Source organism: Pseudomonas sp. Mb7 (genome assembly GCF_054790525.1).
Genome location: NZ_CP186501.1, coordinates 57,781 through 81,989, shown reverse-complemented (window position 1 = coordinate 81,989; position 24,209 = coordinate 57,781). Strand labels below are relative to the sequence as shown.

Below are 24,209 nucleotides of genomic sequence, written 5' to 3'. Positions count from 1 at the left end.
AACCCTTGAGTTCGACTGTAGTCCACAGAATAACCCCGGCTGATCGGGGTTTTTCTTCCATACGGTTGCCCGTCCTGACGGCCAGCGAAGTCTGGACCCACTCGGTTCAAGGAGATACACATGAAACGTTCTGTACTGTTAGGTCTGTTCGTTACTGCATCGATGATGGCGTCCACTTCGTTTGCTGACGGCAAGCCTGCTGACCTGTGTGATGCCAATATTCAGACCATCAACAATGCCAAGGGCCAGCTGTCAGCGAACCCGGAACTGAGTCAGCGTGCTAACGCCAGTGTGAGCAAGGCCGAGGCGCTCAAGGCTCAAGGCAAAATCGACGATTGCATTGCGGAAACGTCGCAAACCATCGTGGAATTGCGCAAGTCCACCGGTACCAACAACTGATCAGCGTCCCGGCCAACCTTCGGGTTGGCCTTGTGGGCCGATTGGCGTACACTGCACACGCTTGTTGCTCAAACAGATGTACTGAGCAATGAGTTCGGGGCCGTTTAGGATTCGACGCCGGTTGCGAAACTTTAGGTGCATGCCGACTTGGTAACAGAAGTCGTAAATCCACTGTTGCAACTACTTATAGTTGCCAATGACGACCAATACGGTGTTGCTCTCGCTGCTTAATTGCAGCTGACAATGCTCCTGGTACCTTCGGGTCCAGCAATCATCAGGGGATGTCTGTAAACCCAAAATGATTGTCATATAGAACAGAATCGCCGTGCAGTACGTTGTGGACGAAGCGGCTAAAACTTACACAACTCGCCCAAAGCACCCTGCCCTTCGGGTCGCTGAGGGTTAACTTAATAGAAACGGCTACGCATGTAGTACCGACAGCGGAGTACTGGCGGACGGGGGTTCAAATCCCCCCGGCTCCACCAACTCTATAAAAAAGACGTCCTAGGACGTCTTTTTTTGTGCCTGAAATTCAGAAAAACGCTCGTCATAAGATTGCTAGGAGCGACATACTCAGCCCATCCAGTGGTTTCGCCCACCATATTGACATTCTGCTTGACAAATGATTATCTCTGTTAATAGCGTCCCGTCTATTTCGTTAAGCTGCCGTCTAGGCGCAGGGCCGGCTTTGCCGGCCCTGCGCCTAGACGGCATGATTAGCATGCATTTCGTCAGGACACTCTGCGTTTACAGCCCTTCACCTGTAAATGCGCCAACTGAATATGCTAGTCTCAAACCCAAGTATATTTTCACCCTTATGGGTATTTTTGCCATGATCAGCGGCCACCAGCATTCAAATGACCTTAGCTTTGCGGAAATGATGAGCCTTAAAAGCAGCTCACGTGACCGCCAGGTTGATGCTGTCTATGCTGCTGATCCTCAGATGCTTGAAATGGCTGCTGCCCGCGCCAAAGCCGCCCTTCGTGGCAACTCAGCTTCAATCGCTCGCCCACAACGATTCTCTGCGCTAAGCAACTGATGCCCGAAACGGTAGACGAAGACGCTCCGTTCGCCCTACTTGAACGTTCAGAGCTCTTCGCTTTCCTGCTCGATCTAATTCAGCGCGTCTACCGCCCCTCAATTCAATCAGCTGTCACCGATTACGGTCTTGTGATCGTTGGCGGGCAATCGCTTACGCTTTGGGCCCGGCAATACCTCATCGACGAAATGACAGGCGAGGATGTCGGATTCGTCACCAGCGATGACTTGGACTTTATCGGCAAACCCAACTCTGTTGATTATTGCTCCCGCATGATGGGCGTCCCTTTTCGCAAAGCGAAGATGGAAGACAACACAATAAATATTGCCGCCGCGTACATTGACTGGGTTGACGGTAAAGAGGTCATCGTCGATATCCTCGAAATGGACAGCGTCGGGGGCGCGCCCAAAAAAGAGATTTTCAAGTACTTATCCGTTCTGGATATCGAAGGCGTGCAAGTCGCCGTCATCGACCCCATCACATGCCTAAAGTCTCGCCTGTTCAACCTATTTGCTTACTGGCAGGATCGGCGGCACAGGGAATCCGTGCGGGTGAAGATCGCACTTCGCGCCTCGAACCATTACCTGCGCGACCTGCTTGTACATGATGGATACCGAGCCATATCAGAACATATCCGCCGAATTAAGGCTTTGGCCCTGACACCGCTCGGCAAGCGTGTTTATGTCGAGTATGGAATCGACGTGCTGGACGCCATTCCCTATGATCCGGCGCTGTATCCAGCTACCTACACGGATCGGGAACGACCGAACATGCTCCACCAAATTGGCGATGTACGCCGACGAAAGTTAATTCAATACCAACGATTTGCTTGCGGTCCTATTCACCCTAGCCATCTTCAGCCCGCCGCAGTAAACGATCCTAGATAAAGGATTCGGACAACGCGAAACATGCGCCTTGTTATTGCCTCAACTCATCTGACCTACAGCTTCAGCCACCAAAGTCTGATCTTCCCCCGTGCCATCATCAAACAAGGTACATTTACGCCCATCAAGCACGATCAGCAGTGCCGGAATGGAGCGACCAGGCCGGCTTGAAAGGAAATTGGGGTTATGGACAAAAAGTCGCATTCCGAGCGGGACATCTGCAGCAAATACATCGCCCCAGCCGTTCAACAAGCTGGATGGGACATGCACAAGCAGGTGCGCGAGGAAGTCAGCTTTACCAAAGGCCGCATTATCGTCCGAGGCAAACTTCACAGCCGTGGAGAAGCACGCCGCGCAGACTTCATCCTCTACCACCAGGCCAACCTGCCTATCGCTGTAATCGAGGCGAAGGACAACAAGCACTCCGTTGGCTCCGGCATGCAGCAAGCCTTGGGCTATGCAGAGGCGCTGGACGTACCGTTCGTGTTCTCCAGCAATGGCGATGGCTTCTTGTTTCACGACCGCAGTGGCACAGGCGGCCAAGTAGAAACCGAACTCACCCTTGATCAATTCCCTAGCCCTGCCGAACTCTGGCACCGCTATTGCCAGTGGAAGGGGCTGGATACTACAGCCCAGCACAAGATCGAAGCGCCCTACTACGACGACGGCTCCGGGCGCATGCCGCGCTATTACCAGATGAATGCCATCAACCGCACCGTCGAGGCTGTGGCGCGCGGTCAAGACCGTATCCTGCTGGTGATGGCTACGGGCACCGGCAAGACCTACACGGCCTTCCAAATCATCTGGCGGCTGTGGAAATCGAAACAGAAGAAACGCATCCTGTTTCTGGCCGACCGCAACATCCTGGTCGACCAGACCAAAAACAACGACTTCAAGCCCTTCGGCCAGGCGATGACCAAAATCGCCAAACGCCAGATCGATACCTCCTACGAAATCTACCTGTCGCTCTATCAGGCCGTCACCGGCACTGATGAAGAGATGAACATCTACAAGCAGTTCTCCCGCGACTTCTTCGACCTGATCGTGATCGACGAATGTCACCGTGGCAGCGCCTCCGAGGATTCCGCCTGGCGTGAAATCCTCGATTATTTCTCCAGCGCCACCCATGTCGGCCTTACCGCCACACCAAAGGAAACCAAAGAAGTATCCAGCATCACTTACTTCGGCGAGCCGATTTACAGCTACACCTTGAAGCAAGGCATCGAAGACGGCTTTCTCGCCCCCTACAAAGTGGTGCGCATCGACTTCGATAAAGACCTACAAGGCTGGCGCCCCCCCAAAGGCATGCTCGATAAGAATGGCGAACTGATCGAAGATCGCATCTACAACCTCAAGGATATGGACCGCACCTTGGTTATCGAGGCGCGCACCCAACTGGTGGCGCAGAAGGTCACCGAACTGCTCAAGGCCACTGACCCGTTTCAGAAAACCATCGTCTTCTGCGACGACATCAACCACGCCGAGCGCATGCGCCAAGCCCTGGTCAACCTTAACCCTGAACGTGTGGCCGAGAATCGCAAGTACGTCATGCGCATCACCGGCGACGACCAGGAAGGCAAGGCCGAGCTGGATAACTTCATAAACCCGGAGGAGCGCTACCCAGTCATTGCCACCACCAGCAAGCTGATGACCACCGGCGTCGATGCTCAGACCTGCAAGCTGATCGTGCTCGACCAGCACATCAAATCGATGACCGAGTTCAAGCAAATCATCGGTCGCGGCACTCGCATCAACGAGGACTACGGCAAGTACTGGTTCACCATCATGGACTTCAAAAAGGCCACTGAGCTTTTTGCCGACCCGGCCTTCGACGGTGACCCGGTGGTGATCTACGCCCCCGATGCCAATGACTCGCCCGTACCGCCGGACGATCCACTTGCCGATGAAGACGGCATCAGCGCAGGCAACAATAACGAGAGCGATGACCTGGAATTCACCGGCGAGGATGATGGCAAAAAACGCATTAAGTACGTAATCGATACCGTCCCGATTTACGTCGTCGCCGAGCGCGTGCAGTACTACGGCCCGGATGGCCGACTAATCACCGAATCGCTGCACGACTACACCCGTACCTGCGTACAAAAGCAGTTCGCCTCGCTGGATGACTTCCTCCGACGCTGGAGTAATTCCGAGCAGAAGAAAGTCATCATCGAGGAGATGGCCGTCCAGGGCGTGATGTGGGAAGCCTTGGCCGAAGAAGTAGAAAAGAAACAGGGCAAGCCGCTCGATCCGTTCGATCTGATCTGCCACGTCGCCTTCGATCAGCCTGCCCTATCACGCCGCGAGCGGGCGGAACAGGTGAAAAAGCGCAACTATTTCGCCAAGTATTCTGGCGCCGCTCGCCAGGTGCTGGAGGCCTTGCTGGATAAATACGCCGATACCGGCATCGAGCATATCGAGGACATCAAAATCCTTCAGCTTGACCCTTTCAGCCAGTTCGGTGCGCCCATCGAGCTGGTCAAAGCCTTTGGCGGCAAGGCTGGCTACAACAAAGCTATCCACGAACTGGAAGACGAACTTTACGCAAGCTAAGGGCTAAGCGCCGACGACATGCCAAAGCCGTCGTCCCCACTATCCGGTAGAATTTCGCCCCCCTTGCGGTACGCGTTGAGAGAACTTAATGTCCATTAGCTCCACCATCAAGTCCATCCAGGACATCATGCGCAAAGACGTTGGCGTAGACGGCGACGCCCAGCGTATCGGCCAGTTGGTTTGGCTGCTGTTCCTGAAAATCTTCGATGACCGCGAGCTGGAATGGGAGCTGATGGACGACAACTACCGCTCGCCCATTCCCGACAGTTGCCGCTGGCGTACCTGGGCCGCTAATCCGGAAGGCATGACTGGCGATGCGCTGAAGGGCTTTATCGACAACAACCTGTTTCCCCAGTTGCAGAACCTGAATGAGTACAGCAACACGCCTTCGGCCTATGTGGTACGCAGCGTGTTTGAAGACGCCTATAACTACATGAAGTCCGGGCAGTTGTTGCGCCAGGTGATCAATAAGATTCAGGAAGGCGTGGACTTCAACAAGGCCCAGGAGCGCCACGAGTTCGGCAATCTCTACGAGCAACTGCTGCGAGACCTGCAGAACGCGGGTAACGCCGGCGAGTTCTACACCCCGCGCCCAGTCACTGAATTTATGGTGCGCATGGTCGACCCCAAGCTGGACGAGAAGGTCATGGATCCGGCCTGCGGAACAGGCGGCTTCCTCACCTGCGCCATCGAACACAAACGCAGCCGCTATGTAAAAACCGCCGAAGACGAACGCACCCTGCAGACCAGCATTTTCGGCGTGGAGAAAAAGCCGCTACCGCACCTGCTGGCCACCACCAATATGATCCTGCACGGCATCGAGGTGCCCAACCAGATTCGCCACGACAACACCCTGAGCAAACCGCTGATCAGCTGGGGGCCGAGTGAGCGCGTGCACTGCATCGTTGCCAACCCGCCGTTCGGCGGCATGGAAGAAGATGGCATCGAAACCAACTTCCCTGCTGCCTTCCGCACTCGCGAAACCGCCGACCTGTTTTTGGTGCTGATCATGCAGTTGCTCAAAGACGGTGGCCGCGCCGCTGTGGTACTGCCCGATGGCTTCTTGTTTGGCGAAGGTATCAAAAGCCGGATCAAGGAAAAGCTGCTGACCGAGTGCAACCTGCACACCATAGTTCGCTTGCCCAACGGCGTGTTCAACCCATACACCGGTATCAAGACCAACCTGCTGTTCTTTACCAAAGGCATACCGACCAAACAGGTGTGGTTCTACGAACACCAGTACCCGGCAGGCGTTAAGAACTACTCGAAGACCCGCCCCATGCGCATTGAAGAATTCGCCCTGGAACAAGCCTGGTGGGGCAACGAGGGCGATGGCTTTGCCACGCGGGTGGAGAATGAATTCGCTTGGCAGGTCAGCTTCGAAGAACTGCAAGTGCGCAACTGGAACCTGGACTGCAAAAACCCGCATATCAGCGAACAGATCAGCCACGACCCGGACGAGCTGCTGCGCAATTACGCCAGCCTACAAGGCGAGATCAGCGATCTGCGTGATCAGCTCAAGGCGGTGCTGGCCGAAGCCCTGGAGCGCCAGGTATGACGGCGTTGCTCACCGATAACTTGCCGTTGCTGGCTGGCGCGCCGAGTGGCATTAAGAAGCTGCGTGAGCTGATTCTGGAACTGGCGGTACGCGGAAAGTTGGTGCCGCAAGATCCGATTGATGAACCGGCCAGTGAGTTGCTCAAGCGTATTGCCGAGGAAAAGGAGCGATTGGTAGCTGAGGGGAAAATTAAGAAGCAAAAGTCGCTAGATGTAATCGATGAGGCAGAACAGCAATTCTGCCTACCTCTAGGGTGGGAGTGGGTACGCCTTGGCAGCCTCAGTCAGATAAAAGGTGGTAAGCGCTTACCTGCAGGTGCAACCTTTGCACCTGAAATAACTCCGCATGTGTACATCCAAGTTACCAATATGAAGGGCGGTACCATTATTGATCAGAGTCTCAAATATATTGATGAAGTGACTCAAGGTGCCATTAAGCAATACACCATATCGAAGGATGATCTTTACATAACTATCGCAGGTACTATCGGCGACGTGGGCATGGTGCCCGACCACTTCGATGGTATGAACCTTACTGAGAATGCGGCAAAAATAGTTTTCCAAAAAATTGATAGGCGCTGGTTGCAGCGAACACTGAATAGCCAGTTCGCTCAACGCCAGTTTTCAGACAGCACAAACCAATTGGCTCAACCGAAGCTTGCTCTTCATCGGATAGCGGATTCAATTCTCCCTCTTCCACCCCTCGCCGAACAACACCGCATCGTCGCCAAAGTCGATGAACTGATGGTCCTGTGCGACCGCTTGGAAGCCCAGCAGGCCGACGCCGAAAGCGCCCACGGCCAACTGGTGCACGCGCTACTAGGTAACCTGACCCAAGCCAGAGACGCCACCGAATTCGCCACCAACTGGGATCGCCTGACCGAACACTTCCACACCCTGTTCACCACCGAACCCAACATCGACATCCTCAAACAAACCCTGCTGCAACTGGCAGTGATGGGCAAGCTGGTGTCGCAGGAGCCCGATGACGAACCTGTAGCACGCTTGTTACAGCGCAACGGCATCAAAGGCCAACCCCACACACTACAAGGATGGGCCGAGGTTCCACTAGGGAATCTGGGCAAAATTCTTGGCGGTTCAACACCTAACAAAGCCAATGTAGAGTTCTGGAACGGTGATATTCCCTGGGTCTCCCCAAAGGATATGAAACGTTCTGTGATCCAAGACTCTGAAGACCACGTTTCAGCGCGAGCCTTAGCGGAAACCTCGCTGAAAACAATCCCTCCCAGAAGTCTACTTATGGTTGTCCGGGGTATGATCTTGGTGCACTCCTTCCCTGTAGCACTCACCGCTCGGGAAGTAACAATCAACCAAGACATGAAAGCATTGGTGCCCCCACAAGAACTCAGCGACTATCTGTTGATGTACCTACAGGCCGCCAAGGCGACAATGGTTGGGCTTGTAGATCGTTCGAGTCATGGCACCTGCAAGCTGATCTCGGAAAAGCTGTGGTCGCATGTTGTTTACTTACCTCCTCTTGCCGAACAACAACGCATCGTTGCCAAAGTCGATCAACTAATGGCCCTCTGCGACCAAATCAAAACCCGTCTAACCCAGGCCCGTAAACTGAACGAACAGTTGAGCAGTACCTTGATCGGACGAGCCATTGCCGAAGACGGCCAACGGTCCCCCATTGCCACGGATCGGCAAGCAGCCCGCACCCTGCTCGCCGCACAAATCACTCATCAGCTACATACGCAACGCACCTTCGGCCAACGCAAGCTGCAGAAGGTGATTTACTTGGCCGAACACACGGCCAGACTCACCGCTATCCATGGTACCTACCTGCGCGACGCCGCTGGCCCCCACGATCGCCAGTTGATGAATAAGGTCGAAGGCGAAATGGAAGACCATCAGTGGTATGAGCGCATCGAGCGCGAGACTGTTGGCCATGCTTACCGCCCACTTTCCCAAGCAGGACAGCATCGGCAGGCCTATAGCAGCACCTGGTCGGCCGCTGAGCGCGCCACCATTGAGCAGATCATCGAGCTAATGCGGGACTGGGATACAGATCGTTGCGAAATGACTGTGACGCTCTATGCCGCCTGGAACGACTTTATTCTCGAAGGCCGCCCGGTTTCCGATGACGCCATCGTGGACGAAGTCATGCATAGCTGGAACGACACCAAGCTGCGCTTTGGCAAAACCGAATGGTTGGCGATACTCGCAGAGATGAAAAAGCACAAAATCCTAATACCCACCGGCTTTGGCAAACGCACCACAGGCGGCATGCTCAGCTTGCCCGGTTTCGAGTAAACAGAAGCCTTTTAGCCGTGCTCTGCAAGATACGGATACGAAGCATGCGGCTTACTCCTACTTCTCGCGGTATTCCAGCTGGTATTCCAAAGAAAAATATAAATTCATATTAATCAATTAAATCAAATACCTAACAACTCAGTTCAGATTACCCCGGCCCACCACCTCTCAACGACAAAGCCCGCCAAGTGCGGGCTTTGTCGCATCAGGGCATAAGCCAAACCGGGCACGCAAGACCGTAGTCTGCAATTGATCAGGCTCGACTACCTCGAAAACGCTACGAAAAAGGACGACCTAATGTCGTCCTTTTCCATACCCGCATTCCTTAACAATCAACGAGCAACACTAACCAAATCCGGACGACTAGACTTAAGCATCGCCTCATTAACCTTGCCTTGAATCGAGCAAGTAAACATCCCCTTACTCCCACCGCTCAGCTCTTCCGGAGCCGGTTCGATCAAGAACACCCGCTCAGCACTGTCGACCACCAGCTTACCGGCAGTGGCAGCAGGATCTTCCGGCTGCCAGCTGGATTTGCCATGGGACCAGATTTCCGCGCGAGCGTAGAGTCCCTGCGACATGTCCAGGCGTGGGCCGCCCGCTTTTTCCAGTTGAGTGTGGAGTTCGTTCGGCGTCTGCTTGGCGTAGAAGCCCCAACTGATGATGCGCGTGCCCATCAGATCCATGTCTTCGGCGTAAAAGCCGGTCAACGACATGCCATCGATCTCGACCGGTTTGGCAAACATCCAGCGCTGCCCCATGTCGCTCTTGGTGCCGCCGGACAATCTGATCTGGCCATTTTCGACGGTGCTTGGCACCAGATCCTTGATCAAAGGTGATTGCACAACGGCCAGTGAGTGATCGTCACAAGCGGCAAACAACGCCACCGGTGAGGGTGCAGCGGCAACGCTGAAAGCAGAAAACAGGGTGACAAGGGGCAGCAGGAAAAAGGGTTTCATGGAATGACTCGAATGAAAGACTGAAGACAAAAAATGATATCACAATGATATCAATCACCAGACTTCAGACATTCAATCAATGCTCATGCCGATGATGCACATCCGGAAAATGCGCATGCCGGTGACGCATCGGCGTATGCACATGCGGATGACTGTGCGGCTCCGTTCCATCCCAGTCAGCCCCGTGCGTATGCTGGTGATGCTCGTCGTGGGTATGGCGATGATCATGCTCGAGCCGTTCGTGCTGATGCTCATGAATATGGTTCTCCATCAGATGAATCCACACCCCCACGGCCATTAACGCTGCTGCGAGCAGGAACATCAGCGATACCGACTCGCCCAGCAGCAGAATCGAGATCGCTGCGCCCAGAAACGGTGCGGTGGAAAAGTATGCGCCGGTGCGTGCACTGCCCAGCCCGCGCAGGGCGAGGACGAACATCACCAGGCTGACGCCGTAGCCGAGAAATCCGACCAGCAGGATGGGCACCAGCGTGGTGGCCGCAGGCATTTGCGTGCCGATGAGCAAGGCCAGGCCGCAGTTGACCAGACCGGCGACCAGGCCTTTGCTGCCGGCGATGAACAGTGCGTCCGAGGCAGAGACTTTCCGCGTGAGGTTATTGTCGATGGCCCAGCAAAAGCAGGCGAAGGCGACGGCCAGCGGGCCTGTCCAGTCCTGCGCCGACATGGCCTCTTGCGGCCATGACAACACGACACCGCCGGCCACGATGGCGAGCATGCCGATCACGATTCGTCGATCAGCGTTTTCCTTGAACACGACCCAGGCCAGCAGTGCCGTGAGCACTGATTCCAGATTGAGCATCAGTGACGCGCTCGCGCCGGACGTTCTGGTCAAACCGAACATCAATGCCACTGGCGCCAGCACACCGCCGAAGCCAATCGCTCCGACCAGCCACGGCCATTCGCCTGTGCCCAGTCCGGAACGCTGCCAGCCTCGATCGCGGGCGAAACGCAGGACGGCCAAACCCAGACCGCTGCCCAGATAGAGCAAACCGGCCAATAGAATCGGTGAAATCTGTACCCCCAACAGCTTGGCGAGTGGCGTGCTGGCGCCAAACAATGCTGCCGCAACCAAAGCGTAGAGAACGCTCACATTCATGACGGGATCACTCGCTCGGGCCGATGGAATACCGGTAATGATCATGGCAAAACTGAGGTGAGAATTATGTGAACAGCTGATTCGTGTCAGAAACATCACCTCAAGCACGCGCTCAAATCCAGCAACATATAAACCGCGTAATCACTGGGTGCCTGCTCGACGCAGCCTCTATGCTGCGTACATCGAGATGCAATGGAGTTGAAGATGAAAACCTGGATTGCCGCCGCGTTGGCCGCACTGATTTCTCTGCCGGTCCTCGCAGCAGATACTGGCGCTGTGCGCGTCGAACCGATCGATTTCCCAACCAGCGCCGACAGTGTTCAGCGCAAACAGTCGATCAAGGGCGACCAGACGGCGGAGTACAGATTCAACGCCAAGGCCGGCCAGTTGCTCACCGTCGATTTCAAACCGTCCAACACCTCCGCTTACTTCAACATCACCGCCAAGGGCGCGGATTACGCGCTGTTCAACGGTTCGATCATGGGCAATCATTTCCTCGGAACATTGCCGGCCGACGGCGAGTACATCGTTCAGGTCTATCTCATGCGCAATGCCGCACGGCTCAACGAAGTGGCCAACTACGAGCTGTCTCTGAGACGGGTCAATGGCGACGCCACCAGCGGGAGACAGCCATTCGAGCAGACGCTGGAATTGCAGGGCATTGCCTTTCACGCCAGCACCGAACAGGTCGATGGCAAACCGACGCTGCGCATCACCCCCAAAGGTCTGGAGATCGATAACGCGGTCATCAGCCGGGCGCTCACCGGTGAGGTCGTGCGTGCCGAGGTTGCTGACCTCAATAACGACGGCTCCCCCGAACTCTACGTGTTTACCCGCTCGCCCGGACGCGGCATGCCGGGCGATCTGATCGCCTATTCCGCCAACAACAAGAAATCCCTGAGCGAAATCTACCTGCCGCCGGTCAGCGACAATCCGAAAATCGCCGAAGGCTATCAGGGCGAGGATTCGTTTGCAGTGGTGGAAAACGCGCTGGTGCAGCGCTTCCCGGTGTATGACAGCACTGACGCAGGCGCAGGCCGCACGGGGAAGATGCGCCAGGTTCAATACACGTTGATGGCGGGCGAGGCCGGGTGGGTTTTGCGCGAAGATAAGGTGGCGGAGTATTGAGTTGACGTCACCGGGCTCACGCCAACGGATAAACCCCAAAAGCGCTTCTACACTCACAGCGCCCCTTCCGCCGGACCGAGCCCAATGACCTCACTCAAAGACCGCATGCAACAAGGCAAGGACGCCCGCAAGCAGTGCTCACGCAGCGCTCAGGCATCCACCGGCAAGATGAACCGTGACCCGATTCCGTTGATCAAGGCCTCCAGCCAGGGCCGCGTCGCGTCGCTGGTCGAACTGCGTTACGGGCGCATGCTGGTGTCGCCGTTCACGTTCTTTCGCGGCAATGCCTTGTTGCAGGCGCACGATTTGTCGGGCACGGCGAACATGGGCCTGAACTTGCCCATCTGTGGTGACAGCCATCTGATGAATTTCGGCGGTTTCGCCACGCCTGAGCGCAATCTGCTGTTCAGCGTCAACGATTTCGACGAAGCACATCCCGGGCCGTGGGAGTGGGATCTGAAGCGTCTGGCGGCAAGTTGCGTGGTGGCAGCCCGCGACCTGCGCCACGGTGAGTCGGTCGAGGAACAGGTGTGTCGTGAAATGGTCGGCGCCTATCAGACCACGCTTCTGGAGTGCGCCGAGCAGAGCACGCTGGAAAACTGGTACGAGTCGATCAGCTACAACGACCTGCTGGCGCAGGCACGCAAAAGTACCCTTGAACATGTGGAGCGCGCCATCGAGAAGGCCGAACGGCGCACACACGCCGAGCTGCTGCCGAAAATCAGCGAGCGCGATACCCACGGGCGTCTGATCATTCGCGATGACCTGCCGGAAATTTTTCACCTGCACAAAAACACCACGCTGCTGGATGCCGAGGATGACTGGCTGCGGCTCGCGGACTGGCGGCCGCTCTTCGACACCTTCATGCGCGAGTATCGCAGCACGTTGCAACCCGACCGCCGCGAGTTGTTGTCGCGGTTTCACGTGCAGGATCTGGCGTTCAAAGTGGTGGGCGTCGGCAGTGTCGGCACGCGTTGTCTGGTGGCGCTGCTGACGGACGATCAGGAGTTCCCGCTGTTCCTGCAATTCAAGGAAGCCCGGCGTTCGGTGCTCGCCGACTACGTCAAAAGCAAATCCAGGGTGCGTCATGAAGGGCAGCGCGTGGTCGAGGGGCAGCGCCTGATGCAGGCGGCCAGCGACCTGTTTCTGGGCTGGACGACCGGCCCCAGCGGTCGGCAATTCTACGTGCGGCAATTACGCGACATGAAGATCTCTGCCGAACTGGAAAACTTCGACGGTGAAACCTTTGCTGCCTACGGTCGCGTTTGCGGCCGCGCCCTCGCTCGAGCACATGCCAAGGCCTCCGGTCTCGCTGCGCAGATCAGTGGCTACATCGGCAAAGGCGATGCGCTGGCGGATGCGCTGTTGAAGTACGCGCAACATTACACCGCGCAGAACGAACGTGATTTCGAACGCTTCCAGACGGCGTGTCGCAAGGGGCAGTTGCGTGCCCGGTCAGAGGCTGACTTTGCTGCTGACCACCTGCCTTGAAATGACGTCCGTGATCACCGCGACTGCCATTGGTTTTGTCGCCACACCCTACTTCCCACATCGAACGTCCTAGGAAAATTCCCGCAACACGCGTCGACTTTGATGAACTGGTGCACAGTTCCTCAGGGCGTTACGCTCCACGACCACTGCCATCCAGCGGACGGTTTGGCAGCCGCAATTGCAGTGAATGTTCACTCCACGGAGCTACGTCATGAAGAAAATCCCCCGCCTTTCGCTGGTTGGCCCGGCACCGTCCGATGCGCCAACGTCCAGCACCCAACCGCCATCGAATACCAGCGAAGCGCACAAGCGGCGCCGTAGCATCCCGCTCAATCAGCTCATCAGGGTGCGCGACGATGTCGACACCCTGACCCTGCTCACCCACGCCAGTGAGATCCTCGATTCCCTCGCGGCCATCAGCGCAACTTTTGCCGATGAGTTCGACGGCTCGAAACGCCATGTGGCGGTGGCCATGAAGCAATTGAGCGCACTCGCCGAGATCCTGATTTGTCGGGCACGGGACAATCTTGATCCGCAGAAACCGCTGAACACTACCGGGCCTGAAACCCGCCATTGAAGGGCGAACCCCCGGCGTTCGGTTGCGCATCGGACTGCATTGGAGCCGCCCATCGAGATGAATTTTTCTTCACTGCAGCTGCGCGGCCAAGCCTTGTACAGTCCGCTCGCTCATTCAAGAAACTACGGTTCGCCCGCGCTCCTGCGGGCTTTTTTTTGCCTGAAACAAAACCCCTTATTCGTCACAACTTGCCGTAACCCCAGTGATTGCGCGACTCTGCGAGCAGATCCCACAAGCCGGAGCGCCCGATGCCGCTGTTGACCCTGCCCTGCCAACGCCTAACGCTCGCGATACTTGCACCGGAGCAGGCCGAGCTTGAAAGCGAGTTCTACCAGCGCAACCAGCGCCACCTCGCGCCATGGTCGCCGATCCGCACCACCGAATATTTTTCCACCGTGCAGATTCGCCGACGCCTTGAAATACAGGCCAGCGCATTCGAGGCCGGGCTGGCCATGCATTTCGCGCTGCTGAGCCCGGACGGCCAGCAGATGATCGGCGCCTGCAATTTCAGCGGCATCATTCGTGGTGCCTTTCAGGCGTGTTATCTGGGTTATCACATTGATGAGACCCAACAGGGACAGGGCTTGATGCACGAAGCGCTGGAGGCTGGCATCGCTTACATGTTCGATACCCAGAACCTGCACCGGATAATGGCCAACTACATTCCCGGCAACGAGCGCAGTGCGCGCTTGCTTGAGCGCCTGGGCTTCGAGCGCGAGGGTTACGCCAAGGCGTATCTGAACATTGCCGGGCGCTGGCAGGATCACGTGCTGACGGCGCGGGTCAATTCGAGGTTCGAAACACCGGAAAAGCGCTGGTCGAAACCTTTGGCGTGAGTTTCACAATTCGTTAAGGATTGCCGTCGTATGCTCAGGCCTCCCGCCCCTTCCGGTTGCCTGAAACCTATGTCGCGTGCCGCCACTTCGCTGTTTCTGCTTGCCGCCCTGCTGTTTTTCTTCGCGCTGGGTGGCCACCAATTGCAAGGCTCCACTGAGGCCCGCGTCGCCGGTATCGCCATGGAGATGCACTTGGACGACGACTGGGTGACGCCTCGGTTGTTCGGCGAACCGTTTCTGGAAAAACCACCGCTGAGCCTGTGGCTGGATGCTGGCGCCATGCGCGTGTTCGGTGTTTCACCGTGGGCCGTGCGGCTGGCGTCGGCCGTTGCCGGTTTGCTCAGTGTGATGCTGCTGTACGGCATGTTACGGCGTTTCGAGCGACCGAAAATGATTGCCTGGACCGCAGGCATTCTGCTCGCGACCATGGCCAGTTATTGGAGCAATGTGCGCGGCGTCGGTGAGGATGCGCTGCTCGCACTCGGCGTGACCACCGCGCTGCTGGCCTTTTATCAGGCGCAGCGGGCATCGACTCTGGGCAACTCGCTGCTGTTTGTCGTCGGGATCGCCATCGCCACGTTGAGCAAAGGTGTGCTGGGGCTGGCCATGCCGGGAGTGGTGATTTTTGCCTATCTGCTGGCCGACAACCTGATGGACAAACGACTGAAAATCGCTGACTGGCTGCGACCGGGTTTCCTGACCCTGCTCGGTTTGATTCCGCTGCTGATCTGGCTCGTCATCCTCTTCCAGCACGGCGGCGCACAGGCCGTCAGAGAAGTGCTGCTGACCAACAGCGTCGGGCGCTTCAGCGGTTCGTTCGTCGAGGCCGGGCACTACGAACCGTTCTACTACTACCTCGCCAAACTGCCGGAAGCCTTTCTGCCGTGGAATATTCTGGTGTACCTGGGGCTCTGGCATTTCCGCAAACACCTGAAGGCCAATCGTTACCTGCTGTTTTTCAGCCTGTGGATCGTGGCGCAGTTCATCATGCTGACGTTGGCGTCGAGCAAACGCACGGTGTACCTGATGTCGATGACACCGGCCGCCGCGGTGATCGCAGCGGAGTATGCAGGCGTGCTGTTCGAGCGCTTGAAGCAGTATGAATCCGGTAATGGATTCGTAGGCCGAATTGCCCGGCAGCGTCAGACACTGGTAGTCGGTGTGCTCACGCTGGTGATCGGCAGTTACCTCGCCGCCGCGCAGTGGGCGTTGCCTCATGCCGACAAAAAGCTTTCGTTCCTGCCGTTGAGTGCAGAGATTCAATCGCTGCAAACCGCCGGGCACCAAGTCGCGCTGTTTCAGGCCAATGAGCGGGTCGGTGGCGCCACGGTCTTCTATACCCAGCAAGTACTCAAAGGCCTGGATACCGAAGCGCAGTTACGAGATTTTCTCGCGGCATCACCCTCGCATGTCGCGGTGATGGCCGGCGACAGCGAACCCGCAGCCCCATTGAAAGTGCTCAAGACCATGATAGTCGGACGACAACCGTATTACTTCGTCGGCTATTGAGGGCCTGCGCAGCCCCATAAAAAAACCCGCCGATGATTGGCGGGTTTTTCATTTGATCCGAACGGGTTCAGAGAGAGACCTCAGCACTGAAAGCTTTCTGCTCACGCTTGCCCAGCACTGGCAAATCCAGCCGAGCCCGCCCATAGAACGCCAACGCTGTCAGCAAACACGCCAGCCAGACAAAGATTCCGGCCCAAAACGTGTGGGACATGTAATGCCAGCCCTGCAGGACGCGGGTGGTGCCGTAAACCAATCCCAGCAGCAGCGAACCCCACAAGATGGCACTGGAAAAACGCCATTGATAACGTCTCGCCACGAAATACAGCGCCAGCATGGTGAAGCCGCCCGACGCATGGCCACCCGGCCAGCACCGGCCACTACCCGCTTCATGGAACAGTTGAAAATTGCTGTACCACTCAACGTGAGCCATTTTGCCGCCGTACAGCGTGGTCTCGATCGGGCAGTAAACGCTGGTGTGGGATTTGAGGAAGTGAATCACCCCGGTGCAAACGGCAAATGCGACCACCACAAACAGAAAATCCCTACGGTGATCAGCGGCAAATCGCAGCACTGGCGCGACTTTGCTGCGCTCCAGCATTGCGCCGAGTCGCGGACGTTTGTACGGATTGACCAACGGCCAGAGCACCGATAGCAGCGCGCCGATCAGGGCGATTTCCGCCGTCCAGTTGGGAATGATCCGCGCCCATTTATGGGTGAGTTTTTCAAAGAAGTGGATTTTGTCGAGCGGGAAGGTCTGGGTCAGCGGATCGAACAGCAGGTTACTGAAGGCGATGTCGATTTTGGTCATGTCGAACATCAGGAACACCAGCGCCGCACAAGCGAGCGGAATACCAAAGTTGTAAGCGTAGAAGCGGGATTTCATCGGGTATTCACCGTGCGCCAGTCGGAGGCTTCAATAAAGCCGAGCATCTTGGGAGCCGCCGGGCTGGCAGCGGAGACAAACAACGACGAGCCATAACCCGCGCTCGAAGTCGGTACGTTGAGGTCTTTCTCGATTTGCGCCATGCACTCGCTGTGGGTCACCAGAATCAGGTTGCGCCCCGGGATCTTGTGGGCGAGCGCATCCTGCAACATGCGCCCCCGGCAGTTGATCAACCAGTCGTCACCGCTGGCGGCATGATTGAACATGTAGCCGGCCGTCTGCACCGTGCGCATAGACGGGCTGTTGTAGATGTCGGCGTTGTTCAGGCCCAGTTGTTCGAACCCGGCACCAACCGCCACCGCGACACTGCGCGAGCGATCGGTAATACCGTCATTGCCACTCAGGCAGGCAGCTTTGGAGTGATCGCAGCGCTCGACATGACGCACCAGCACGATCATCTCGCCCTTAGCCCAACCTGTCGCCAACGCTTGCGCACCGGCGACATTGCCGTGGGCCAGGTCCGGCACCGCCGCCGGCGCCAGCAACCACAGAGTCAGCGGGATCACCAACACTGATGCCGCCAACACCACCCAAGTGTTGCGAAAACGCGCTAAAAAGCTCAGATCGATCGAGCGTTTGACGCCGAACAGACTCAGTCTCAATTCCACAAAAACCGCCTCGCCACTGTGCATCTCGGGTTCATTCGATGCGGCGAAGGTACAGAGGCGCGCGTGGGCAGCCAGTGAAACCCATGTGAAAAAAGTCTTGGGATCCGGTGTTACAAATTCCGTAGGACAAAATCCTTTCAGCTCTGGGAAATGCGGCCGATACAGTCCTGCTAACACCCTTGCTGGCTCAAAAAAACAACAATCTTCCAGCCTAACCGACGACAAGAAACCCAACGTTTCTGGAGGATTTTTGATGAATAGCTGGTTCGGCAACATCAGCGTGAACATGAAACTGGGCCTGGGCTTCGGCCTCGTGCTGGCCCTGACCTGCGTGCTGGCCCTGACGGGCTGGACCAGCCTCGGTGGCCTGATCGACCGCAGCAACTGGATGAGTGACATCACCCAGCTCAATGCCGGTTTGACCAAACTGCGCGTGGTGCGCCTGCAATACATGCTGACCAATGGCGATGAAACCGCCGCACAGAATGTGCAAACCACCCTCGAAAGCTTCGCCGCGCAGCAACAGAAGCTGATCAACAGCTTCAAGAGCCCGGAAAACGTCAAACTGCTCAAAGAGCAGGCAGCGACCATCGCTGAATACCAGACCTCGCTGAACAAAATGCGCAACGCCTATCGCACCGGCAACAGCGCGCGCGACAGCATGAGCGTGAGTGCCGAGACCGCGTACAACCAGATCGAATCGATCAGCAAACGCGTGCAGCAGATGGACATGAGCGAGCAGCGTTTCGAACAGTTCCAGGCGATCACCGCCGCCAAGGAAGCGTTCATCCTCGCGCGCTACGAAGTGCGCGGCTACACCGCCACCAGCAACGCCGAAACCGAGCAGAAAGCCGTCCGCCAGATCGACGCCGCCATTGCCAGCCTCAAGCAACTGAACGTGCATTTTGCTGACTCGCAGCAAGACGCCCTGCGTCAGCTAGAAACCGCACTGGTCAACTATCGCAGCGCATTGATGGCGTACAAAAACGCCAACACCGATGCGGTGCAGGCGCGCAAAGAAATGACCGATCAGGGCGCCGCCATCGTTACCACGAGCGAGCAGCTGTATCAGATCCAACTCGACCGTCGCGACATCGAAAGTGCCCAGGCGCGCACCTTCCAGTTGATCAGCACCCTGCTGGCGCTGTTGGTCGGCGTGATTGCTGCGGTAATCATCACCCGTCAGATCACCCGTCCGCTGCAAGAAACCCTGGCCGTGGTCGAGCGCATCGCCAGCGGCGACCTGACCCAGAACGTCACCGTCACCCGCCGCGACGAACTCGGCGTGCTGCAACAAGGCATCGCACGCATGGGCGTGACCCTGCGTGACTTGATCAGCGGTATCCGCGACGGCGTCACCCAGATCGCCAGCGCCGCCGAAGAACTGTCCGCTGTGACCGAGCAGACCAGCGCCGGTGTGAACAGCCAGAAAGTCGAGACCGATCAGGTCGCCACCGCGATGCACGAAATGACCGCCACCGTGCAGGAAGTCGCGCGCAACGCCGAAGAAGCCTCACAAGCCGCTGCCGCCGCTGACGGCGAAGCCCGTGAAGGCGACAAAGTCGTCAACGAAGCCATCGCCCAGATCGAACGTCTGGCCAGCGAAGTGGTGCGTTCGACCGAAGCGATGAGCGTGCTGCAACAGGAAAGCGACAAGATCGGCAGCGTCATGGACGTGATCAAAGCCGTGGCCGAACAGACCAACCTGCTCGCGCTCAACGCCGCGATCGAAGCCGCGCGTGCCGGTGAAGCCGGTCGTGGTTTTGCCGTGGTCGCTGATGAAGTTCGTGGTCTGGCTCAGCGTACGCAGAAATCCACCGAAGAAATCGAAGGCCTGGTCGCCGGTCTGCAGAACGGCACCCAGCAAGTCTCGGCGGTGATGAGCAACAGCCGCGCCCTGACCGACAGCAGCGTGGCCCTGACGCGCAAGGCTGGCGCATCGCTGGAAAACATCACCCGTACGGTGTCAAACATCCAGTCGATGAACCAGCAGATCGCTGCTGCTGCCGAACAGCAGAGCGCCGTGGCTGAAGAGATCAGCCGCAGCATCATCAACGTACGCGACGTGTCGGAACAGACCGCAGCGGCGAGTGATGAGACGGCAGCGTCGAGTGTTGAACTGGCGCGTCTGGGTGGTCAGTTGCAGCAGATGGTCAGCCACTTCCGCGTTTGATCCTGATTTCGCGCTGAAGCTACAACCGAATCGCGAGCAGGCGAAGGCCTACAGGTAACGCGTCGATCACAGATTATGTGGGCGACGCCAATTCCCATGTAGGAGTGAGCCTGCTCGCGATTGCGTCCGCCCCATCACCCCGATGTCCCGGAAAAAAACTCCGCCTAATGTAGGAGCTGCCGCAGGCTGCGATCTTTTGATCTTCGCTTTTGAACAAATCAGAAGCCAGATCAAAAGATCGCAGCCTTCGGCAGCTCCTACATGAAGGTATTCTTCAGCGCGTGCGCATTTCGAGCATCAGCAATCTGGAAAATCCATAACCCTGGCTTTTTCCTGCCGTGAAGGCAAACCAAGGTCGATCCCTCCGACCGAGGAAAAGCGCTGGCGAATCCGGCTACCCAAGCCTCCAGCGCTATCCCTTCTAATCAATGCTCGCCCCAGAATCATGCGAGCTTCTTCCTCGATGGAATTTCCGTTCCGGGCCGCGTTAATCCGTAACTGATCCATGAGCGGACCATCAATATTTCGAATTGTGATGCTGGCCATGATGACTCCTGCTATCAACTAAAAATCATTGATCGAGACTAACATCCATCCGCCCAAGAACAGCCAGCGCAATCACTTACCGCGTACCCCGCTGCCGCAACGCCGACGGCATGAAGTAAGCATCCTCCGGCACCGGCTGCGCGAAATCCACCGTCTCCGCTTCTTCGTTATCAAGGTTCTGCACGTAGTAACGACGCGCCTGCAAATCGTGGAAAACATCCAGCGCACTCCACGTGGTCGGCAGGTCGTAGAAGTTTTTCAGGTAGGCCATCGATACGCGCCACAACTCCCCTCGCCCATCGTACTGATCGACCAGTGCCGCGCCCCAGCTATCCTCATCGAGGAACAGCACGCGTTTGGAGTAGATGTGCCGCGAGCCCGGTTTCAGGTTGCCTTCCACCACCCACACGCGGTGCAGTTCATAGCGGGTGTATTGCGGGTTGAGGTGGCCCGGGGTGAGCAGTTGCGCGTATTTCACCTCGGGGCTGGCGACTTTGTAGTTGTTGTAGGGGATGTAGATTTCCTGTTTGCCCTTGAGCTTCCACTCGTAGCGGTCCGGTGAGCCGTTGAACAGGTCGGTGTCGTCGGCGGTGCGCAGTCCATCGGAGGACGCGATCGGCGTGTCGTAGGCGAGGTTCGGTGCGCGGCGCACGCGGCGTTGGCCGGCGTCGTAGATCCAGGCTTGGCGTGCGTCTTTGAGTTGGTCGAGGGTTTCGTGCACCAGTGCGGCACCGCCGGCCAATCGTGCGGGGCTTTTCACGAAGGCGAGGTAGTAGAACAGGATGTTCTTCAGGTCGGCGAACTGGCCGTTCGGGCGGTAGTAATTGAACAGCGCTTCCTGCTGCGAGGTCACCAGCGCGAAACTGCCGTTGCGCTGGACCGGCGCTTCGGAGGCGCGGCGCACGACGTAGATACCGCGATAGCGAGTGATGTGGTTCCACAACACTTCAACGCCGTCCTTGGGCACCGGGAACGGCACGCCGCCGTAAGCATCGGAGAAGCCGCTGCCGCCTTCGAGCAATTTGGCCGAGGTCGCATTCTTGAGGGTGTTGTCGTACAGCCATTGCGGCGCTGAGCCGGATCGCCGGGATGGATAGATCGGCATCTGGAAAGTGTCGGGGTAGCTGTTGAACAGCGCGATCTGACCGGGGCTGAGGTGGGCTTTGTACTGGTCGAGATTGGCTTTGGTGATGGTGAACAGCGGTTTGTCCGCCGCGTAGGGATCGGGGTGGTGCTGGCCGGGTTTGTAGCCGGCCGGGGCTTGGGTGATGCCGCCGGTCCACGCGGGGATGGTGCCGGCGGCGTTGCCGGCACGCTCGGCGCCCATGGGGGTCAGGGTGGTTTTCAGTTGTTCGGCTTGTTGTGGGGTGATGGCGGCCAGAGCGGTGCTGGCGGCAAGGCCCAACACAAGCCCTAGCGAAGCTTTGGTCAATCTTGAAGTGTGAAACATAATCGATCTCCGAAACGGGAGTGAGGTCTGCAAATCACCGTAGATCCCCTGTAGGAGTGAGCCTGCTCGCGATAGCGGTGTGTCAGACAACATCTACAGCGACTGAAAATCCGCTATCGCGAGCAGGCTCACTCCTACAGGGGGTGCGCCTGTGTTCTGGATATCAAAGGAAATACTTGAGGTTGAACCCGACGTTGTCGCGGTCGCGAATGCCGTTGTTTTGCCCGCCGCCATAGAACTCGGTGTATTGCAGTTCGGCTTCGAGCTTGTTCTGGTAGTTGGCCTTGATCCCCAGCGTGTAAGCCTTGCGACCTTCGATGGTGTTGCCGGCCTGATAGCTGTTGCCCTCGAAGTCGTCCTTGTAAACGATGTACGGCGAGACGTTGACCCCGGCGTACACATCGTTCCAGGTGCCGTTGAGCATCGCCGTGTAGCTGTAGGAATTGCGGTTGACCTGATCGTCGCGATCACCGCCAGACACATAGGAATAGTTACCGGTGCCGGCGTAGAAGCGACGGCTGCCGTCATATGCGGTGTACTGCAGACTGCTGCCGCGCAGGTGTTCGGAGGCCAGTTCGAAGATGCCGAACAGCGAGTCGAACGAAGCCGTGGGGCCGAAGTTGTAGATGGTCCCCAGCGAGGTGTTGAACGCTTCGACGCGCTCGGCGTTATTGATCTGGCTGTCGAGGGTGACCATCTGCCCGCCGACGTTGATCGACTTGCCCGTCACTGCCGCCGCCGCGCCGTTGGCCAGGTCGCCAATCAAATCGTTGGTCGCCGCAACGCCGATCGGCAGATTCGGCCGATAAGCAATTTCACCAAACACCGACGCCTCGCCCAATGTGGTGTTGAAGCTGAAACCGTACATGCGGATGTCTTCGGCATAACGCCGATGCGCCTGGATATTGCCCATCACGTCGGCAGTCGCCAACCCATTGGCCAGCGCCCCGGCCTGACTGCCCGCAACGCCGGACAACAGGTTGGTCAGCGCATCCATGTCGATGCCTTTATACCCGCCCAGATCCGCCGCGATGGTCGGTTCCTTGGCGTGGTAATTGACCATGTACAACCCGAACTCGGTGCTATTGAGCTGCTCGGCGATGTAGCGAAAGGCAAAACCGAACTGGCCATCGTTGCGGGCGTTGTAGTCCTTGCCGATGCTCGCCACTTTCAGTGTGTTGCCGTAGGCCGGTGTCACGCCGTTGGCGTACAGGCCTGTGGTTTGCAGGGCGGAGTTGAGCAACGGGTTGTTACCCAGCGCGCTGTACAAACCGATGACGTTGCCAAACCCCGGAACCGGCGTGTCGAGCGCCGTGCCACTGAAGTTGTTGTAACCGGTGTTGCCACCGTCGGCGAACAGGTCAGTCTGCGAGTAGAAGGTGCCGACCGGGTCGATGCGGGTTTCCTTCCAGTTGGTCTGGTAGAAACTCTCCATGGTCAGCGAGTCGGTCAGGCCGATGTTGAAGCTCAGCGCCTCGACCGGCACCAGCACTTCCTTGACTTCGGCGCCGGGCAAGCGGTACTTGGCGGCATCCACCGGGTTGGTGGTGTTGATCCCGCCGCGATAGAAAATCCCCTCGCCCCAGTTGAATACCTGCCGACCGACGCGCGCTGTCACCGGCATCTGCGCGACGTCCCAGCTGCCGTGCACGTAGGCGTCGAGCATCTCGATGCGGCTGCCGGCGATGTCGCGAGTCTGGCTGGTGAAATGGTTGTCCTGCGGGTAGCTCTGGCTCGGTTGCGAGGGGCTGTTGTTGTCGTAGTAGTCGTTGCGCTTGTCCATCAGTTGCGTGTCGTAGAACGCGGTGCCGCGCACGAACACGCCGTAGTTCTGATAGTTGGCCTCAAGCTCGGAGGTGATCTTGTACACCTCGGAAACCAGCCCGGTATCGAAGTTGCGATTGCCGTCGTTGGTGTTGACGTCATCGTTAGTCTTGTCGCGGCCCTGCACCCGCCACAAACGACCGTAAGACAAGGTCGTGTCGAGGGAGCCGGTGACCTGTTTGTCCATCAGGCTGAACTCCACCGCGTGCGCCGCATCGACTGCGCACAACTGCAGCAGCCCTGCCAGGCCGACACCGGGGAGCGCGGCGCCCGTCAGGCGCAATCGAGTGTTGATCATCTGTTCCTCCTTGCCTGTTTTTTATTGTTGTGGTGTGCGTT

General features: G+C 57.5%; 19 protein-coding genes, 1 other RNA gene and 1 pseudogene. 14 read left to right on the top strand and 7 right to left on the bottom strand.

What is annotated here, in order from left to right:
* The first annotated feature begins 120 nt into the window (after window positions 1-120).
* The 7 genes from ACOYXH_RS00330 to ACOYXH_RS00300 all read left to right on the top strand — a co-directional run bounded on the left by ACOYXH_RS00330 (window position 121) and on the right by ACOYXH_RS00300 (window position 8,709).
* The gene (locus tag ACOYXH_RS00330; protein ID WP_095049699.1) at window positions 121-399 is read left to right on the top strand and encodes a hypothetical protein; all 279 of its coding nucleotides are present in this window, start codon (window positions 121-123) and stop codon (window positions 397-399) included.
* Window positions 400-495: 96 nt separating this feature from the next.
* Window positions 496-884, top strand: a transfer-messenger RNA (tmRNA) gene (ssrA, locus tag ACOYXH_RS00325).
* A 236-nt stretch (window positions 885-1,120) separates the two neighbouring features.
* A complete protein-coding gene (locus ACOYXH_RS00320) occupies window positions 1,121-1,438 on the top strand; it encodes a hypothetical protein (RefSeq protein WP_460067102.1) in 318 nt (105 codons plus the stop codon).
* Window positions 1,438-2,325, top strand: coding sequence for a hypothetical protein (locus tag ACOYXH_RS00315; protein ID WP_460067099.1), 888 nt, complete (start codon window positions 1,438-1,440; stop codon window positions 2,323-2,325). The genes ACOYXH_RS00320 and ACOYXH_RS00315 overlap by 1 nt, the downstream gene beginning before the upstream one ends.
* Window positions 2,326-2,508: 183 nt before the next feature.
* A complete protein-coding gene (hsdR, locus tag ACOYXH_RS00310) occupies window positions 2,509-4,875 on the top strand; it encodes an EcoAI/FtnUII family type I restriction enzme subunit R (RefSeq protein WP_460067097.1) in 2,367 nt (788 codons plus the stop codon).
* An 88-nt stretch (window positions 4,876-4,963) separates the two neighbouring features.
* On the top strand, window positions 4,964-6,433 hold the full coding sequence (locus ACOYXH_RS00305) for a type I restriction-modification system subunit M (protein ID WP_460067094.1): 1,470 nt from the start codon (window positions 4,964-4,966) through the stop codon (window positions 6,431-6,433).
* Window positions 6,430-8,709, top strand: coding sequence for a restriction endonuclease subunit S (locus ACOYXH_RS00300; protein WP_460067091.1), 2,280 nt, complete (start codon window positions 6,430-6,432; stop codon window positions 8,707-8,709). The genes ACOYXH_RS00305 and ACOYXH_RS00300 overlap by 4 nt, the downstream gene beginning before the upstream one ends.
* 332 nt (window positions 8,710-9,041) lie before the next feature.
* On the opposite strand, the gene ACOYXH_RS00295 is transcribed toward ACOYXH_RS00300, so the two are convergent.
* Together ACOYXH_RS00295 and ACOYXH_RS00290 are read right to left on the bottom strand one after the other, a co-directional pair.
* Complete coding sequence (locus ACOYXH_RS00295; RefSeq protein WP_460067089.1) at window positions 9,042-9,668, bottom strand: hypothetical protein; 627 nt, start codon at window positions 9,666-9,668, stop codon at window positions 9,042-9,044.
* Window positions 9,669-9,744: 76 nt separating this feature from the next.
* Entirely contained in the window at window positions 9,745-10,785 is a 1,041-nt protein-coding gene (locus ACOYXH_RS00290; protein ID WP_460410169.1) for a DMT family transporter, read from the bottom strand.
* 204 nt (window positions 10,786-10,989) lie between these two features.
* Between ACOYXH_RS00290 and ACOYXH_RS00285 the strand changes: the two genes are divergently transcribed.
* The 5 genes from ACOYXH_RS00285 to ACOYXH_RS00265 all read left to right on the top strand — a co-directional run bounded on the left by ACOYXH_RS00285 (window position 10,990) and on the right by ACOYXH_RS00265 (window position 16,326).
* Window positions 10,990-11,913, top strand: a complete 924-nt coding sequence (locus ACOYXH_RS00285) for a PliI family lysozyme inhibitor of I-type lysozyme (RefSeq protein WP_460410168.1) — start codon at window positions 10,990-10,992, stop codon at window positions 11,911-11,913.
* Window positions 11,914-11,997: 84 nt separating this feature from the next.
* Window positions 11,998-13,404, top strand: coding sequence for a DUF2252 domain-containing protein (locus tag ACOYXH_RS00280; protein WP_460410167.1), 1,407 nt, complete (start codon window positions 11,998-12,000; stop codon window positions 13,402-13,404).
* Between the two features lie 211 nt (window positions 13,405-13,615).
* Entirely contained in the window at window positions 13,616-13,981 is a 366-nt protein-coding gene (locus tag ACOYXH_RS00275) for a DUF6124 family protein (protein ID WP_220557669.1), read from the top strand.
* Between the two features lie 248 nt (window positions 13,982-14,229).
* Window positions 14,230-14,817: a ribosomal protein S5-alanine N-acetyltransferase gene (gene rimJ / locus ACOYXH_RS00270; protein WP_460410166.1), complete on the top strand. Its 588-nt coding sequence runs from the start codon at window positions 14,230-14,232 to the stop codon at window positions 14,815-14,817.
* Between the two features lie 30 nt (window positions 14,818-14,847).
* Window positions 14,848-16,326, top strand: a complete 1,479-nt coding sequence (locus ACOYXH_RS00265) for an ArnT family glycosyltransferase (protein WP_460410165.1) — start codon at window positions 14,848-14,850, stop codon at window positions 16,324-16,326.
* A 67-nt stretch (window positions 16,327-16,393) separates the two neighbouring features.
* Here ACOYXH_RS00265 and ACOYXH_RS00260 read toward each other — a convergent pair whose 3' ends face one another.
* Entirely contained in the window at window positions 16,394-17,209 is an 816-nt protein-coding gene (locus tag ACOYXH_RS00260; protein ID WP_095126586.1) for a phosphatase PAP2 family protein, read from the bottom strand.
* Window positions 17,206-17,877, bottom strand: a complete 672-nt coding sequence (pmrG, locus tag ACOYXH_RS00255) for a lipopolysaccharide core heptose(II)-phosphate phosphatase PmrG (protein WP_095126609.1) — start codon at window positions 17,875-17,877, stop codon at window positions 17,206-17,208. The genes ACOYXH_RS00260 and pmrG overlap by 4 nt, the downstream gene beginning before the upstream one ends.
* Window positions 17,878-18,130: 253 nt before the next feature.
* Here pmrG and ACOYXH_RS00250 point away from each other — a divergent pair.
* Window positions 18,131-19,192 (top strand): annotated as a pseudogene (locus tag ACOYXH_RS00250) (methyl-accepting chemotaxis protein); the annotation flags it as partial.
* On the top strand, window positions 19,187-20,050 hold the full coding sequence (locus ACOYXH_RS00245) for a methyl-accepting chemotaxis protein (RefSeq protein ID WP_371748303.1): 864 nt from the start codon (window positions 19,187-19,189) through the stop codon (window positions 20,048-20,050). The pseudogene ACOYXH_RS00250 and the gene ACOYXH_RS00245, both read left to right, overlap by 6 nt.
* A 297-nt stretch (window positions 20,051-20,347) precedes the next feature.
* Here the strand turns inward: ACOYXH_RS00245 and ACOYXH_RS00240 are convergent, their stop codons facing one another.
* The 3 genes from ACOYXH_RS00240 to ACOYXH_RS00230 form a co-directional block, all read right to left on the bottom strand.
* Entirely contained in the window at window positions 20,348-20,596 is a 249-nt protein-coding gene (locus ACOYXH_RS00240; RefSeq protein ID WP_095049689.1) for a FitA-like ribbon-helix-helix domain-containing protein, read from the bottom strand.
* A 76-nt stretch (window positions 20,597-20,672) separates the two neighbouring features.
* Window positions 20,673-22,046: a DUF1329 domain-containing protein gene (locus ACOYXH_RS00235; RefSeq protein ID WP_095049688.1), complete on the bottom strand. Its 1,374-nt coding sequence runs from the start codon at window positions 22,044-22,046 to the stop codon at window positions 20,673-20,675.
* Window positions 22,047-22,209: 163 nt separating this feature from the next.
* Window positions 22,210-24,168 (bottom strand): DUF1302 domain-containing protein, encoded by a 1,959-nt coding sequence (locus ACOYXH_RS00230; protein ID WP_095049687.1) that lies wholly within the window; start codon window positions 24,166-24,168, stop codon window positions 22,210-22,212.
* Window positions 24,169-24,209: the final 41 nt, after the last annotated feature.

Coding starts and splice junctions, on each gene's coding strand:
- ACOYXH_RS00330 (WP_095049699.1), top strand. CDS start 121: ATGAAACGTTCTGTACTGTTAGGTCTGTTCGTTACTGCATCGATGATG.
- ACOYXH_RS00320 (WP_460067102.1), top strand. CDS start 1,121: ATGCATTTCGTCAGGACACTCTGCGTTTACAGCCCTTCACCTGTAAAT.
- ACOYXH_RS00315 (WP_460067099.1), top strand. CDS start 1,438: ATGCCCGAAACGGTAGACGAAGACGCTCCGTTCGCCCTACTTGAACGT.
- hsdR (WP_460067097.1), top strand. CDS start 2,509: ATGGACAAAAAGTCGCATTCCGAGCGGGACATCTGCAGCAAATACATC.
- ACOYXH_RS00305 (WP_460067094.1), top strand. CDS start 4,964: ATGTCCATTAGCTCCACCATCAAGTCCATCCAGGACATCATGCGCAAA.
- ACOYXH_RS00300 (WP_460067091.1), top strand. CDS start 6,430: ATGACGGCGTTGCTCACCGATAACTTGCCGTTGCTGGCTGGCGCGCCG.
- ACOYXH_RS00295 (WP_460067089.1), bottom strand. CDS start 9,668: ATGAAACCCTTTTTCCTGCTGCCCCTTGTCACCCTGTTTTCTGCTTTC.
- ACOYXH_RS00290 (WP_460410169.1), bottom strand. CDS start 10,785: ATGAATGTGAGCGTTCTCTACGCTTTGGTTGCGGCAGCATTGTTTGGC.
- ACOYXH_RS00285 (WP_460410168.1), top strand. CDS start 10,990: ATGAAAACCTGGATTGCCGCCGCGTTGGCCGCACTGATTTCTCTGCCG.
- ACOYXH_RS00280 (WP_460410167.1), top strand. CDS start 11,998: ATGACCTCACTCAAAGACCGCATGCAACAAGGCAAGGACGCCCGCAAG.
- ACOYXH_RS00275 (WP_220557669.1), top strand. CDS start 13,616: ATGAAGAAAATCCCCCGCCTTTCGCTGGTTGGCCCGGCACCGTCCGAT.
- rimJ (WP_460410166.1), top strand. CDS start 14,230: ATGCCGCTGTTGACCCTGCCCTGCCAACGCCTAACGCTCGCGATACTT.
- ACOYXH_RS00265 (WP_460410165.1), top strand. CDS start 14,848: ATGCTCAGGCCTCCCGCCCCTTCCGGTTGCCTGAAACCTATGTCGCGT.
- ACOYXH_RS00260 (WP_095126586.1), bottom strand. CDS start 17,209: ATGAAATCCCGCTTCTACGCTTACAACTTTGGTATTCCGCTCGCTTGT.
- ACOYXH_RS00245 (WP_371748303.1), top strand. CDS start 19,187: ATGGGCGTGACCCTGCGTGACTTGATCAGCGGTATCCGCGACGGCGTC.
- ACOYXH_RS00240 (WP_095049689.1), bottom strand. CDS start 20,596: ATGGCCAGCATCACAATTCGAAATATTGATGGTCCGCTCATGGATCAG.
- ACOYXH_RS00235 (WP_095049688.1), bottom strand. CDS start 22,046: ATGTTTCACACTTCAAGATTGACCAAAGCTTCGCTAGGGCTTGTGTTG.
- ACOYXH_RS00230 (WP_095049687.1), bottom strand. CDS start 24,168: ATGATCAACACTCGATTGCGCCTGACGGGCGCCGCGCTCCCCGGTGTC.